Origin of the sequence: Lachnoclostridium phocaeense, from assembly GCF_959599685.1 — a bacterium.
GTDB classification, from domain to species: domain Bacteria; phylum Bacillota; class Clostridia; order Lachnospirales; family Lachnospiraceae; genus Claveliimonas; species Claveliimonas monacensis.
Genome location: NZ_CAUGIN010000046.1, coordinates 1 through 13672 on the forward strand (window position 1 = coordinate 1; position 13672 = coordinate 13672).

General features: G+C 54.3%; 14 protein-coding genes. 1 reads left to right on the forward strand and 13 read right to left on the reverse strand.

The genetic code is table 11. The features are described from left to right. The first annotated feature begins 78 nt into the window (after nucleotides 1–78). The gene (locus Q5911_RS14160; RefSeq protein ID WP_303183741.1) at nucleotides 79–936 is read left to right on the forward strand and encodes a MurR/RpiR family transcriptional regulator; all 858 of its coding nucleotides are present in this window, start codon (nucleotides 79–81) and stop codon (nucleotides 934–936) included. Nucleotides 937–1025: 89 nt separating this feature from the next. Here Q5911_RS14160 and Q5911_RS14165 read toward each other — a convergent pair whose 3' ends face one another. The 13 genes from Q5911_RS14165 to pyrE form a co-directional block, all read right to left on the reverse strand. Continuing rightward, nucleotides 1026–3737: an ABC transporter permease gene (locus tag Q5911_RS14165; RefSeq protein ID WP_303183742.1), complete on the reverse strand. Its 2712-nt coding sequence runs from the start codon at nucleotides 3735–3737 to the stop codon at nucleotides 1026–1028. After that, a complete protein-coding gene (locus tag Q5911_RS14170) occupies nucleotides 3737–4429 on the reverse strand; it encodes an ABC transporter ATP-binding protein (RefSeq protein ID WP_303183758.1) in 693 nt (230 codons plus the stop codon). The genes Q5911_RS14165 and Q5911_RS14170 overlap by 1 nt, the downstream gene beginning before the upstream one ends. 118 nt (nucleotides 4430–4547) lie before the next feature. Next, nucleotides 4548–5570, reverse strand: coding sequence for a sensor histidine kinase (locus Q5911_RS14175; protein WP_303183761.1), 1023 nt, complete (start codon nucleotides 5568–5570; stop codon nucleotides 4548–4550). A gap of 24 nt (nucleotides 5571–5594) precedes the next feature. Next, entirely contained in the window at nucleotides 5595–6269 is a 675-nt protein-coding gene (locus Q5911_RS14180) for a response regulator transcription factor (RefSeq protein WP_191384400.1), read from the reverse strand. A 95-nt stretch (nucleotides 6270–6364) separates the two neighbouring features. After that, complete coding sequence (gene purD / locus Q5911_RS14185) at nucleotides 6365–7639, reverse strand: phosphoribosylamine--glycine ligase (RefSeq protein WP_303183764.1); 1275 nt, start codon at nucleotides 7637–7639, stop codon at nucleotides 6365–6367. A gap of 25 nt (nucleotides 7640–7664) precedes the next feature. Continuing rightward, entirely contained in the window at nucleotides 7665–8288 is a 624-nt protein-coding gene (gene purN, locus Q5911_RS14190; protein ID WP_033126864.1) for a phosphoribosylglycinamide formyltransferase, read from the reverse strand. Further along, nucleotides 8282–9307, reverse strand: a complete 1026-nt coding sequence (gene purM / locus Q5911_RS14195; protein WP_087173278.1) for a phosphoribosylformylglycinamidine cyclo-ligase — start codon at nucleotides 9305–9307, stop codon at nucleotides 8282–8284. The genes purN and purM overlap by 7 nt, the downstream gene beginning before the upstream one ends. 13 nt (nucleotides 9308–9320) lie before the next feature. Then, nucleotides 9321–9833 carry a 5-(carboxyamino)imidazole ribonucleotide mutase gene (gene purE / locus Q5911_RS14200; protein WP_033126862.1) on the reverse strand — a complete coding sequence of 171 codons (513 nt, stop codon included), beginning with the start codon at nucleotides 9831–9833 and terminating at the stop codon, nucleotides 9321–9323. 56 nt (nucleotides 9834–9889) lie between these two features. Then, nucleotides 9890–11947, reverse strand: coding sequence for an aminopeptidase (locus Q5911_RS14205; RefSeq protein WP_303183768.1), 2058 nt, complete (start codon nucleotides 11945–11947; stop codon nucleotides 9890–9892). Continuing rightward, nucleotides 11948–12346 (reverse strand): DUF6142 family protein, encoded by a 399-nt coding sequence (locus Q5911_RS14210; RefSeq protein ID WP_076779028.1) that lies wholly within the window; start codon nucleotides 12344–12346, stop codon nucleotides 11948–11950. It abuts the gene before it with no gap. After that, a complete protein-coding gene (locus tag Q5911_RS14215; protein WP_083582710.1) occupies nucleotides 12315–12734 on the reverse strand; it encodes a VanZ family protein in 420 nt (139 codons plus the stop codon). Before Q5911_RS14215 ends, Q5911_RS14210 begins: the two co-directional genes overlap by 32 nt. A gap of 100 nt (nucleotides 12735–12834) precedes the next feature. Beyond that, the gene (locus tag Q5911_RS14220; RefSeq protein WP_173829262.1) at nucleotides 12835–12987 is read right to left on the reverse strand and encodes a hypothetical protein; all 153 of its coding nucleotides are present in this window, start codon (nucleotides 12985–12987) and stop codon (nucleotides 12835–12837) included. A gap of 12 nt (nucleotides 12988–12999) precedes the next feature. Further along, on the reverse strand, nucleotides 13000–13672 hold a 673-nt coding region (gene pyrE / locus Q5911_RS14225; RefSeq protein ID WP_303183770.1), incomplete at its 5' end, for an orotate phosphoribosyltransferase.

Here is a 13672-nt window from a genome sequence, read left to right on the forward strand (position 1 = left end):
TCAAGGTAAAACGTAACTTTAACCAATAAAAAGCATGGTAGTTTTGGACACTACCTTGCCAAACCCGGAGGGAAGAATATGAAAGAATTGAGGGACCTTATCAGTAAGACCCCGCTTACCAAGACACAGAAGATCATTGCAAAATATATACTGGACAACTCTGCCGACGCCTGTTTCATGACATCCACAGAAATCGCCCTGAAGCTGGGCGTCAGCGAATCCTCTATCATCCGCTTCAGCCGGTCACTGGGATTTGAAGGATTTATGGATTTTCAAAAAAACCTGCGAAAGGACTACCAGGACAAAGTGCTGAGCATTTCCAGTTCCATTACCATACCATCCCAGAGGATCGCCAAACGGGCCCAGCTCACCAGCACATCCGACTACATCAACCGGCATTTCAAAAATGCCGCACAGAACCTGGAAAGCGCACTGACATCCAACAGCCCGGACTCCTTCGAGGAGGCAGCCCGCATTATCCTTGCAAGCAGACACAAGTACATCACCGCCTCCAGAGGCAACTCCTCCCTAGGGGACTATTTTCTCCTCTATCTGAAGCACATGGTCCCCAACGTGGAGACCACCAGCTCCTCGGCCATCAGTCCGGTGGACCACCTGTGCAACATTTCAAAGGATGACTGCCTGATCATGTTCAGCTTCCCGCGGTACTCCTCCGAGGATAAGATCTGCGCCCAGATGGCAAGGGAGTCCGGCGCAAAAATCATCGTTGTGACCGACAAACCAAGCGCCCTCCTGGCCGAGTACGCTACTGTCCTCTTCACAGTCCCGGTAGACAGCAACGCTTTCTTCAACTGCATGGTGGGTCCGCAGTTCATCGCAGAGGGCATTCTGGAGACACTGAGCCATAAGGCAAAAGGAATCGAGAAAAGGCTCAAGAAAATCGACAGATATCTCGGCGAATTGGGTAATTATTGATCGCGAAAAGTTAATTCCGGACGTAATACTTTTTAAAAGTATTACGTCCGGAATTAACATATCTGGTGCGTTATTGTGTATTTTGTATTCTACTCTTTGCGCAATTCATCGATGATGTTCATCCTGCGGATCTTGCCTATGCTGTACGCCATGGTGATGCCTACGATGAGGAGCACGCCTGCCACAGCCGCCGCAAACCAGGGCCAGGGGAAGATGAATTCATTTCCGCCTCCGGCCCGGGAAGTAAAATGCCAGAAGGCAAAGCTGATAAGCAGGGACAGAATGGTGCCGTACACAAGGGAGCGCAGGCCATAGATGACGCACTCGTATCCCAGCATAAGCCGGAAGGATCTGCCTGTCATCCCCACGGAACGGAGCATGGCAAACTCCCGTCGTCTCAGCATCAGGTTTGTGGACATGGTGTTGAACACATTTACCAGTGCAATAAGGGAGATGAGGGTGATAAATCCATAGCACAGAACCTGGATGGCCGCCACCGCCTGCCTGTTCATCTCTGCATCCGCAGCCGGCGTGTAGAAAATGCCGTCCCACTCTTCTTTTTCTTCCAGTTTCTCTTGCAGGTCTGCCCCTACCATCCGGTAATCCGAGGCCCGGATGTTGAACTCTGCAAAATAGGACTCCCCTTCCGTCCCGTCACGCATCAGGCTCCTGTACTGTTCAAACTGTCTCTCCGACAGGATCATGATAGGATCCACTCTTCCCTGGGCGTCATATTTTTCGGGGAGCTGCATCGTCTCCTGATCAAACTCCACCTGGAGCTCTTCTTCAAACGTCATTTCCTGTCCACCGTCCGGCGTCTCCTCCGCCCGGTATATCCCGGCCGCCAGAGGCCTTTTCTTCACCTCGTCTGACAGAACCGGAACCTGACTGTAGGTCTCATTTTCTTCATCATACACCTGCATCTGGTCATAATAAACCGCCTTGAGAACTGTATCGTCTGTGCCGTCCGCGCCGTCTGCTGCAGCACCCGCATCCGGCTCTTCCAGCCCCTGCTCCTTAAGGAACTCCTGGTACTCATCATCTGACAGCACAATTGCGGGGCAGGTAAAGGGCACTTTCCCGTCCGGATGATCCTCTTCGCTCCAGGAATGTATCCGGCTGTACTCCTCATTCAGCATGTTCTCTTCCACAGGAATGGAAAGATAGATGCTTTTATACATCCACACCTCTTCCACACCCGGCTCATTTTCCAGAAGTTTCCGCACATCCCCAGTGGTCTGCTCATCTCCCTGGCCGCCGGACAGGAACAGCGTGTACTTCAGTTCATACTTAGGCGGATCCAGGATCGTGCCGCCTGCACGGGTCAGATAAATGGTAAACAGCGCCGCTGTCATAAGGAGAACCATGCTGACCGTAAGGGAAACCACCGTACTCTTATATTTCTTTCGGTCCCTCCTGTAATTCTTGGAGGCCAGCATCCCCGGAAGCCCCAGCATTTTCCCTGTCAGTCTCCCGCTTTTTACATCCCGGGGACGGATGCGGATGTCCTTTGTGGAACGGATGGCGTCCATGGGAGAAATCTTCCGGATCCGCCGGGAGGGTATCCACACAGACACCAGCACGATAAGAAAGGCAAAAGCCGCCGCCAGAAGAAGCGCGGCCGGATAGATCTGCACCGGTATTTCTCCCTCATACCCGTACATAAATGCCGTCAGCCCGCCTCCGATAAAATGCAGCGTGACCGCGCTCCCGGCCACCCCGGCCAGAAGTCCCAGAGGGATCCCCACGCCGCTTACAAGAAACGCCTCAAATCGCAGGGATTTTCTCAGCTGCTTCCGGGTGGCTCCCACAGAAGCAAGAAGCCCGAACTGAGCCGTCCGCTCCCGCAGGGAAATGGAAAATGAGTTGTAGATCAAAGAGACTGACCCCACCATGATTACCGCCAGCAGTGTCCCCAGCATTCCCGTGATAAACTGGATATAGCGTTCACTGCGGAACACGCCCTGCCATCTGAGGAGACTGTCGTGCCGGGACCAGGACACCCCTTCCAGCCTGCTTCTGCCGTCGGAAGGATCCACCCAGTCCGCGATAAATCCGTCTGCCTGGCCCGGCTTTTTCATCTCCAGAAAAGCGCGGCAGTACAGCCCGTTTTCGTCCTGATCCGGGATATCCCGCCCCCCTGTCAGAAGCATGTACCCGGCGTCAAACCTGGCGCTGCCAAAATCCATCTCCGCCATCTCTTTGTAAACGCCTGTCACCGTGAAGCTCCTGGTCTGCCCTTCCACATACTGCCCGGCCCTGCCTGCCTCCTCGGAGGTTTCCCGGACGAGTTCCCAGGATTTCTGCGTCTCCCCGGTTTCCGAGACATATCTGCCCATGGGAATGGTAAGCACATCCCCCACATGGGCTTCCTGCCCGGCGATCCAGATCCCGTCGTAGGGGATCAGGATCTCGTCTTCTGTTTCCGGCAGCCGCCCCGCGTCAAGTTCCACCGGCAGCTCCTCCCAGGCCGTCTCATCCCGGCTGGCCACCAGATGACAGATCCCGTCCTCTTCCCGGGCCGGGACATACCCCAGCTCATACAGCACAGAAGCCTTCTCCACCCGGTCATCCGCCAGGACCTCGGCCAGCTCCTCCCTGGTCATCCCGCTTATATCCACATGCCACGCTCCTTCCGTGGCAATAGTATGCTGCACAAGAAAATGCTGCATGCTCCCTGCAAATACCGCCAGCGCTGTCACCATGGCCGTGGAGAGAATGACGCCGATGATGGTGACCACTGTGCGGGTCCGGTTCTGTCCCATGGTCCTTCTTGTGATCTCTGAAAAAATATTTCTCATTACCGGATCACCTCGTCTTTCACGATCCGCCCGTCCGCCAGGGCGATGACCCGGTCCGCCTGGAGAGCGATATCCTCGTCGTGGGTAATGACCACCATGGTCTGGTCGTAGGTTCGGTTGGAGTATTTCAGAAGCTCCACGATCTGCCGGCTGTTCTCCGAGTCCAGATTGCCGGTGGGCTCATCCGCCAGCACCACCGCCGGGGCGTTCATAAGCGCCCTGCCTATGGACACCCGCTGCTGCTGTCCGCCGGACAACTGCCCCGGCAGATGGGTACGCCGCTTTTCCATCTTCAGGATCCTCAGCAGATTTTCCATCCGCTCTTTATTCACCTTTCTCCCGTCCATAAGCACCGGCAGGGCAATATTCTCCTCCACCGTCAGCACCGGGATCAGATTGTAAAACTGGTAGATGAGCCCCACCTTTCTTCTGCGGAACACGGCCAGCTCCTCCTCATTCTGGGCGTACACATCCACGCCGCCCACATAGACTTTCCCCGCTGTGGGCCGGTCCACGCCGCCCAGCAGATGGAGCAGGGTGGATTTGCCGGAGCCGGAGGCCCCCATCACCGCCACAAACTCTCCTTTCTGCACAGAGAAGGACACGCCGTCCAAAGCTCGCACGGCGTTTTCTCCCTCCCCGTATATTTTTGTCAGATTTTCAACACGAAGGATCTCCCCTGTCTTTTTCATGTCACTGTTCCTCCTGCATGGTTTTTCTTTTACTGTCAGTATAGCCCGCCCACATGACAGGACCGTGACAGAAAAATGACGGATCTGTCACTTTCAGACCCGTCATCCGCAAAATCCGTCACCTGTAAAACCGCATGGTAAACTGTCCGCCCCGGCCCTTGCTGTTCCCGGCCAGGATCACCCCATTCTCTCCGGCCAGGATGGACCTGGCCAGCGCCAGGCCGATGCCGAAGTTCCCGGCAGCCGCGTTCTGCCCTCTGTAAAACCGCTCAAACACATGGGGCAGATCCTTATCCGCTATCCCCGCCCCGGAGTCAGTAATGACAATCTCCGCAAAAAGCGGAGTCTCCCGCAGGCTGATCCAGATACGCCCCCCTTCCGGCGTGTGCTCCAGGGCATTTTTGATCACATTCTGCACCGCCTCCAGCGTCCAGTTATAGTCTCCCCGTATGGCAGGCTCCCCGGACAGGTCGAAGATGCATTCCTGCCCGTGGATCTCCATGGAAATCTCAAAGGGCTTAAGGGCCTCCCTTGCCAGCTCTCCGGCCGGAAATTCCTCTTTTCTCATCACCACTGTCCCTGCCTCCAGCTTTGACAGCTTAAGGAGCGTCTCCACCAGCCAGCCGATGCGGGACAGCATGCCCGTCATCTCCCGGAGCAGGGCCCGCCTTTCGTCCTCTGTAAGGGCGGAACTGCGAAGCCGCTCCGCCTGCAGATTAAGAGACGTAAGAGGCGTGCGGATCTGGTGGGAGATATCTGCCAGCGCTTCCGAGAGCTGACGCTTGTCCGCCATAAGAAGAGCCGACTGCTGGCTTAGGCGGACCAGCAGCTTCTCGATCTCATCCCGCAGCACTTCCAGATCCCCCTCCCGGAAATGCTGCATCTTCATGTCACCTCTGCCGGAGGAGGAGCCTTTTGTCTCCATGTGGAGAAAACTATCCAGCTCCTCTGCCAGGCGCTGCACATCCCTGGTCCTCCTCCATGTAAACAAAAGGGAAATGGCCGCAAAAACTGCTCCTGTCAGAAAGACCGGAAGCGCCGCCTGCCGGGAGACAGAAAACGCCGCCCCGGCAGCCACCAGAAGAACCACAGCAAAGAGCAGGCACTGCTGCCGGATATCCCTGTTTCTGAAAAACTCCATTTCTTTCCTCCTTCTCCCTCCCAGTTACTCCATGCGGTAGCCCAGCCCCCGGACCGTCCGCAGGATGACAGGGTTCCCCGGATCCAGCTCTATCTTCTCCCGGAGCCGCTTGATATAGACCGTCAGCGTATTGTCATTGACAAACTCTCCCGAGATATCCCAGAGCTCCTCCATCAGCACATCCCGGCTTAAAATCTGCCCCCGGTGATTTAAAAACACAAGCAGCAGCCGGTATTCCAGCGCAGACAGGTACAGCTCCCGGCCCTCACGCAGGACCACGCCCCGGTCCGTGTCCACCGTAAGATCCCCGATCACCGCCGCCCGCTCCGCCCGGCCGCTCCTTCGCAGCACATTTCTCATGCGGGACACAAGCTCCCGGGGCCGGAAAGGCTTGCTGATATAGTCGTCCGCACCCATGTCCAGGCCGGCCACCACCGAATACTCGTCGTCCATAGCTGTCAGAAAGATCACCGGGATCTGGTACTCCTCCTTGATCCTGGCGCAGACCGAAAACCCGTTTCCCTGGGCCAGGGTAATGTCAAGAAGCACAAGATCCACCTTGTTCTCATCCAGTATATCCAGTGCCGCCTCCTGCCCCGGCGCACTTTTCACCGCAAAACCTTCTCCTGCCAGAAATTCCGTCAGATGTTCCACGATGGAGGGATCGTCCTCCACAAGAAGCACAGCCGCTGTCTGCATGTTTCCCCATCCCCTTTCCTTAAAAGTCTGTCCCGGAAGTCAAAAAGCCCTCCCTGGAATTTCCCTCCAGAGAGAGCTTCTCTTTCGCTTTTTATTTATGCTTCGTCAATGGCTTTTCCAATGTCGTGGCGCATGTACTTGTTGTCAAACTGCACCCACTCTGTGGCCGCGTAGGCGTTGGCCCTGGCCTCCTTCAGATCTTTTCCCTTGGCTGTGATGCCCAGCACCCGTCCGCCGTTTGTGACGATCTGTCCGTCCGCCTCTTTTGTCCCTGCGTGGAAGCAGTAGTAACCCTCGTGTTTCTTAAATTCATCCAGCCCTGTAATGGGAAGTCCCTTCTCGTAGGAGACAGGATACCCTTCCGATGCCAGCACCACGCAGACAGCCGCATTGTCCTCAAACTGCAGATCGATCTGATCCAGGGTGCCGTCGATGCAGGCCTCCGCCACGTCGATGATGTCGTTCTTCATCCGGGGCAGAACCACCTGGGCCTCCGGATCCCCGAAGCGGGCATTGTACTCCAGCACTTTCGGCCCTTCCTCTGTCAGCATCAGGCCGAAGAAGATCACGCCTTTGAAGGGGCGCCCCTCCGCTTTCATGGCGTCAACCGTGGGCTGGAAAATATATTTCTGGCAGAACGCATCCACCTCTTCTGTGTAGAACGGGCTCGGAGAAAATGTACCCATACCGCCTGTGTTAAGGCCAGTGTCTCCGTCCCCGGCCCGCTTGTGGTCCTGGGCGCTTGTCATGGTCTTTACAATATTGCCGTCCACAAAGGAGAGGACAGACACTTCCCTGCCGGTCATGAACTCCTCAATGACCATGGTGTTGCCGGAAGCTCCGAATTTCTTGTCCAGCATGATGGTCTTCACGCCTTCCTCCGCCTCCTCCAGGGTGTTGCAGATGAGAACTCCCTTGCCCAGAGCCAGGCCGTCCGCCTTGAGGACGATGGGGAATTTCGCCTCTGCCTTCAGATACTGGATGGCCTTGTCCGGATCGTCAAAATTCTCATAGGCCGCTGTGGGGATATGGTATTTTTTCATCAGATCTTTGGAAAATGCCTTGGAACCTTCCAGGATGGCTGCATTTTTCCTGGGGCCGAAGGTGCGGATGCCTGCCGCCTCCAGCTCATCCACCAGGCCGCCTACCAGAGGATCGTCCATGCCCACAATGACAAGGTCAATGGCGTGCTCCTTTGCAAAAGCCACGATCTTGTCAAACTCCATGGCGCCGATGGGCTCGCACTGTGCGTACTCAGCGATGCCCGCATTGCCCGGTGTGCAGTATATTTTATCCGCTTTGGGACTTTTCGCCACGCAGTACGCGATGGCGTGCTCCCTTCCGCCGCTTCCTACAATCAATACATTCATTGGTCTTCCTCCTGTCTTCCCGGCTTTACCGGATCCTGACTTTTCCGTCTTCCACTGTCACCCTGCCGCCTGCTATAAGGTTAATGGCCTGTGGCAGGATCTTCCACTCTGCCTGCTCCATCACGCGCCGCTGAAGGATCTCGGGGGTATCCCCCTCCTCCACTTCCACAGCTTTCTGTAAAATGATGGGGCCTGTGTCCGTACCTTCATCCACAAAGTGCACGGTAGCTCCCACCACTTTCACCCCTCTTTTAAGGGCCGCTTCATGAACTTTCAGCCCGTAGAAGCCTGTCCCGCAGAAAGCCGGGATAAGGGATGGATGGATGTTGATGATCCTGTTCCTGTATCTTGCGATCATCTCAGCCGGGATGACCACAAGAAATCCGGCCAGCACGATGAGGTCCGGCCCAATCTCGTCCACTGCCTCCAGGAATTTCTCATTAAATTCCTCTCTCGTGGCAAAATCCTTCGGTGAGATGCACTGAGCCGCTACCCCGTGCTCCCTGGCTCTTGTCAGGGCGTAGGCATTTTTATTGTTGCTGATCACGCCCACGATCTCTGTGTTGGTGATGCTCCCTTCGTCCACCGCATCCAGGATAGCCTGCAGGTTAGTGCCGCCCCCGGACACAAGAACCAGTACTCTTAGCATAATGTGACTCCTTTATCTCCGGCTTTGATATGGCCGATCACATAAGGCGTATCTCCTGCCGCTTTCATGGCTTCCATGGCTGCGTCCACATCCTTCGGATCCACTGCCACGACCATGCCGATACCCATGTTAAATGTGTTGTACATCATCTGCTCTTCCACATGGCCCTGCTTTGCCAGCATGTCAAAAATAGGCGGCACCGGATAGCTGTCTTTTTCGATCACTGCATGGGTGCCTTCCTTCAGCATACGGGGCACGTTCTCGTAGAAGCCGCCCCCTGTGATGTGGCTGCAGGCCTTCACCTTAACTCCTGCGTTTTTCACGCTCTTGAGGGCTTTTACATAAATCCTCGTAGGGGCCAGGAGAGCCTCCCCCAGGGTCTTCCCAAGCTCGTCATAGTATGTATCCAGAGACTCCCTTGTCATGTCAAACACCTTGCGCACCAGGGAAAATCCGTTGCTGTGCACGCCGGAAGAAGCCATGCCGATGAGCACATCTCCCTCTGCCAGGTTCTCCCCAGTGATCATATCTTTTCTGTCACAGACGCCCACTGCAAATCCGGCCAGATCATAATCATCTTCTGGCATAAGTCCGGGATGCTCTGCTGTCTCGCCGCCGATGAGAGCCGCCTCAGACTGAATGCAGCCTTCCGCCACTCCTTTTACAATGTCAGCGATCTTTTCCGGATAGTTCTTTCCGCAGGCTATGTAGTCCAGGAAGAACAGGGGCTCCCCGCCTGCGCAGGCAATGTCGTTGACACACATGGCCACCGCGTCGATACCGATGGTGTCATGCTTGTCCAGGATCATGGCCAGCTTCACTTTTGTGCCGCAGCCGTCTGTGCCGGACAGGAGGACCGGGTCCTCCATCTCCTTGATCTTGCTAAGTGAGAAGGCGCCGGAAAATCCGCCCAGCCCCCCCAGCACCTCGGGGCGCATGGTCTTCTTCACATGCTCCTTCATCAGTTCCACGGATCTGTAACCCGCCTCAATATCTACACCAGCATTCTTGTAATCCATACTTTTCTCCTCACTACATCTGTTTCATGTATTCTTTATAGCCAAGTTCGTCCAGCTTCGCCGCCTTTGCCTGCACGGTCTCTTTCATCTCCTGTGTGTAGGCCTTCAGTCTCTCAAGAAGAGCCGCGTCTGAGGTAGCCAGGATCTTCGCTGCCAGGATGGCCGCGTTCATGCCTCCGTCAATGGCAACTGTGGCAACCGGAATTCCGGGCGGCATCTGTACGATTGAAAAAAGCGCGTCCTCTCCGGCCAGGTTCTTTCCTGACATGGGCACGCCGATGACCGGCATGGGGAAAATGGCGGCACACATACCCGGCAGATGGGCAGCCATGCCTGCTCCGGCGATGATCACCTTAAAATCTTTCTCCTCCGCGCTCTTTGCATACTCAAAAAACACATCCGGCTCCCTGTGGGCGGAGATGATCGTCATCTCATACTCGATCCCCAGTTTTTCCAGCATATCGGCAGCCTTGCTCATAACCTTCATATCAGAGTCACTGCCCATTACGATTCCTACTTTTGGCATAGTTTCCATCCTTTCCGCTTTTCGCTCATTTATAAGTTTCGCAGATAAATCATAGCTTATTTATTCGTATTTTTCAATGGTTCATTTAAAATCTCTGTGCCTGGAAGGACAAATTCTCCATTTTCGATGAGAGGGATCTCCTCTCCCTCCCCGGTCACCACTGCGATCCTGCCCAGTTCCTCGTAGGGAATGGTGATATCCGTGTGGCAGTGGAAGTACGCTCTGGCCGGGTCTTCTTTCCGCTTTATGGAAATAGAATTGTCTCTGGCCACGATCTCCTTCCCATCCGGGTTGTACACGCTGATGTCCTCAGCCCAGCTGTAGCATGTGTCGCCCACGGCAAAATGGGGGCCTGTCTTCTCTGCAATGAGAATGGGCATCTTGTCCCCGATGCCATATTTTCTGGCTGTCACGTAGGCTGTAGTGTTGGTGCCGATGGCAAACTCGCCAAGGGGAAGAGTCTCGTGTTTGAAAAGAATATTGTCAAATATATACTTCCTGCCCTCTTCCTCGTCCTCAAAATTGCCGCACCGGTACCCGGTGATCATGCCGTCCTCAAAGGTCAGCTCCAGATCTCTGAACTGCAGTCCGTTCAGGTACACCTGGCTGACATGCAGCGTCCCTTCCGTTCCCTCCAGCGCCGGAGAAGTAAAGACTTCCCCCACCGGGATATTCACGTCCGCCACGCAGTTTTCAAATATGGTCTCCTTTTCCGGGTCCGAAAGTCTGTAAAGCTGCACTTTCATGTCCGTCCGGTTGCCGTCCTTTCCAAGGATGCGCACATATTTTCCCTTATCCAGGGCGTCGATGAGCTTCTGCTGCACGCTGCCGTACACTTCGGCGTCCAGGGTGTTGATGCGGATCACCTGGTCGAAGATCTCCGGGTACTTCTCCCCGATCTCCGGCACCGGCCACGCAATGATGGTAAAGCTCCTCTCATCCCCCGGAATGTACTCGTTGGTCATCTGGGAGGATCTGCTGTCATAGAGAAGCTGCAGTTCTTCCTGCTTCGACGACAGGGAGACAGCCTCCTTTTTCTGCTTTGGAGAAAAAGGCTTCTCACCGAAGGTCTCCATCACCGCCGGGCCTGCCAGCGCCCGGGCCAGCTCCCTGTTTCGCTCATACGTGGTGCGCGCAACTTCCAGCTTCCGCTCCATGAACCGCTTGCCAAAGAAAAGTCCCTGGTCATTTCTGTGGTCATAGTCGTACTGCATATTGGGGATGCCGCCATAGTATCCCACCCGGGACGCCCCTCTCTTTGTGAGGACGCTTCCTGCCGCCCGGTAGATCACCGGCTCAAGGCCCATTGCACGGAAATTCTCCACCGCCTTCTTCACCACTCTCTCAAAGCCCAGAACATAGCGGATATTCACTGTCCCCTTCTTTGACAGATCCTTTCCCGTGCTGACAAAACCGATCCTGTATCCTTCCGTGTACACATCCGCCATCTTCTGCACCGTCTCCTCCGGCAGGGCCGCCAGATAGCGGGCTGTCCCCAGCTCATTTTCACCCACGTACTCACCGTAGAAATAAAGGTATCTGAAGTCCGACAGGTCGCATCCTTCTATGATATCCAGAGCGAACCTCCTCTCAGGATCGATCTGCTCCTCTATCCTGTCCGCCACAAACACGTCGCAGTAATCACTGGCGTACCAGTAAATGATATCCCGGAGGGTCCGAAGCTCCGGCTCATCCTCCTCTTCAAAGCAGTTGTAGATCTCGATGAAAAGTTCGTACAGAATGTCCAGGTACTCTGTCTTCCCCTCCGCCGCATAGGGGATGCCTCCCCGGATCTCAGCGTAGAGAAAGCTTAAGATCTGCCCGTATTCCTCCCCCAGCTCCTGCACCGCATACGCGGGATTGCCGCAGCTGGTCTCATAATTTTCTGGCAGGATGTCCTCATAGAGCTTTCTGTTCCACTCCTTTAATTCCTCCAGCGAAGATTTCCTGTAGTCCCCGGAGGAAACACACCTGTAAAATCTGTCCAATAAAAGAATAAATTCCGCAGTCCGCCGGAACCAGGGCCGGAATCTCTCCCCTGCCCTCTCTTCATCCGGGATCTGCGAAATCCTTTCTATTGCAAGTTCATATCTTTCTTCTGTCAGTTCTGCCATCTAAAATAGCCCCCTTAAAAATATTGCGATCAGACCAAGGAGAAAAAGGCCATTCAACGCCGCCCCCACTTTACATGTGACGTAATTCTTTTCTCTCTCCTTAAAGCCCTGGATAGCATTTTTCAGTCCAACGACTGCCAGGGCAAGGGCGCTAAGACCCACAACGCCGATCAAAAGTCCTACATCTCCTCTGGTTATGTATGAAGCAGAAAAAGCCAGCACAAGGAGGAACAGACAGCACACTGCGAGAAACGTGGATTTGATCCCTCTTCTGGAGTGTTTCAGCTGGGCCTGCCCATACTTCCGGCTGCGCCTCTTCATTTTCTCTTTTTCTGTTTTTTTCTTTTTTCTTCTCTCCGCCATCTCCTCAATGGCTTCTCTTAGTCTTCTTAGCAACATGGTGTCTCCTTATCGCTGCACATATGGTAAAAATGATGTATCCTGCCGCCCCTCCTATGGTGTTCAGGAGCAGGTCGTCCACGTCAAAACTGCCCACCTTCGTCAGGAGCTGAAACGCCTCCACTCCCAGGCTCAGCGAAAAGCTGTACAGCACGGCCGAGGCAAAGCTCCTGTGCCGGCTGGCCATAGGCAGGAAAAAGCCAAAAGGCATAAAAATCAGCACATTGCCGAAAAGATTGGAAAACACGGCATAAGTGCCAAGCTGATCCCTGTATGTCCAAAACCTTCTGATCTCCTGAAAAAGGACCAGGTTGTAGTGGTACTCACTGGCCGGCCCGGTCCTCCCGTAAAGATCAGAAAACAGCAGAAAATACACGACAAATGCCATATACAGGATAAACAAGATCTTCCCCAGTATACGTATTCCTCTGCCTTTTTTATAACTCAAAACTTATCTTCTACTCCTCCATCCAGTCAGACTGTTTTCTTTAAAACATCAGGCCGTTCTTCTCTTTCAACAGCCTCGCGCCGCCGATGATGGACAGGATACCTGCCACCGTGCCCACCACGATCATCACAATGCCGATCACTATATTTCCAGTTCCCGCAAACGCCATAGATCTGTATGCTTTTTCATTCATAGCTGCTTCCTCCTATTTTGCTCCGTACTGTTCATAGTATGCATCGATAGCTGCCTTTAATGTATCGTCAATGACAACCTTTCCATCGCACTCTTTATTCCAGAGACACTCTACCACTTCCGCCATGGTAACGATGGCCGCTGTGTCAAAACCGTACAGGTCATGGATCTCATCCAGGGCCTTTTTCTCTCCGCCCTTTCCCACTTCCATACGGTCCAGGGATACCATAAGTCCCACGATGGTCACGTCCGCTGCTCCTCTTACCTTTGGAACCGTCTCCTCCATGGATTTACCAGAGGTTGTCACATCCTCGATCATGATAATCCGGTCCCCGTCTTTTAAGCTGCTGCCAAGAAAACTTCCCTTGTCAGCGCCGTGGTCTTTCTCTTCCTTGCGGTCTGAACAGTAGCGGATCTCCTTTCCGTAGAGCTCGCTGTAGGCGATAGCTGTCACCACTGCCAGCGGGATCCCCTTGTAGGCGGGCCCGAAGAGCACGTCAAAGTCATCCCCGTACCTGTCGTGGATAGCCTTGGCATAGTATTCTCCCAGTTTCTTTAACTGGGAACCTGTCACATAGGCGCCTGCGTTCATAAAGAAGGGGGATTTTCTCCCGCTTTTCAAAGTAAAATCTCCAAATTTCAGCACATCGCTGTCCACCATAAACTGGATAAATTCCTGCTTGTAA

Excerpts from the sequence above, each read along its gene's own strand:
- Q5911_RS14160 (WP_303183741.1), top strand. The coding sequence starts at position 79 with ATGAAAGAATTGAGGGACCTTATCAGTAAGACCCCGCTTACCAAGACA.
- Q5911_RS14165 (WP_303183742.1), bottom strand. The coding sequence starts at position 3,737 with ATGAGAAATATTTTTTCAGAGATCACAAGAAGGACCATGGGACAGAAC.
- Q5911_RS14170 (WP_303183758.1), bottom strand. The coding sequence starts at position 4,429 with ATGAAAAAGACAGGGGAGATCCTTCGTGTTGAAAATCTGACAAAAATA.
- Q5911_RS14175 (WP_303183761.1), bottom strand. The coding sequence starts at position 5,570 with ATGGAGTTTTTCAGAAACAGGGATATCCGGCAGCAGTGCCTGCTCTTT.
- Q5911_RS14180 (WP_191384400.1), bottom strand. The coding sequence starts at position 6,269 with ATGCAGACAGCGGCTGTGCTTCTTGTGGAGGACGATCCCTCCATCGTG.
- purD (WP_303183764.1), bottom strand. The coding sequence starts at position 7,639 with ATGAATGTATTGATTGTAGGAAGCGGCGGAAGGGAGCACGCCATCGCG.
- purN (WP_033126864.1), bottom strand. The coding sequence starts at position 8,288 with ATGCTAAGAGTACTGGTTCTTGTGTCCGGGGGCGGCACTAACCTGCAG.
- purM (WP_087173278.1), bottom strand. The coding sequence starts at position 9,307 with ATGGATTACAAGAATGCTGGTGTAGATATTGAGGCGGGTTACAGATCC.
- purE (WP_033126862.1), bottom strand. The coding sequence starts at position 9,833 with ATGCCAAAAGTAGGAATCGTAATGGGCAGTGACTCTGATATGAAGGTT.
- Q5911_RS14205 (WP_303183768.1), bottom strand. The coding sequence starts at position 11,947 with ATGGCAGAACTGACAGAAGAAAGATATGAACTTGCAATAGAAAGGATT.
- Q5911_RS14210 (WP_076779028.1), bottom strand. The coding sequence starts at position 12,346 with ATGTTGCTAAGAAGACTAAGAGAAGCCATTGAGGAGATGGCGGAGAGA.
- Q5911_RS14215 (WP_083582710.1), bottom strand. The coding sequence starts at position 12,734 with ATGGCATTTGTCGTGTATTTTCTGCTGTTTTCTGATCTTTACGGGAGG.
- Q5911_RS14220 (WP_173829262.1), bottom strand. The coding sequence starts at position 12,987 with ATGAATGAAAAAGCATACAGATCTATGGCGTTTGCGGGAACTGGAAAT.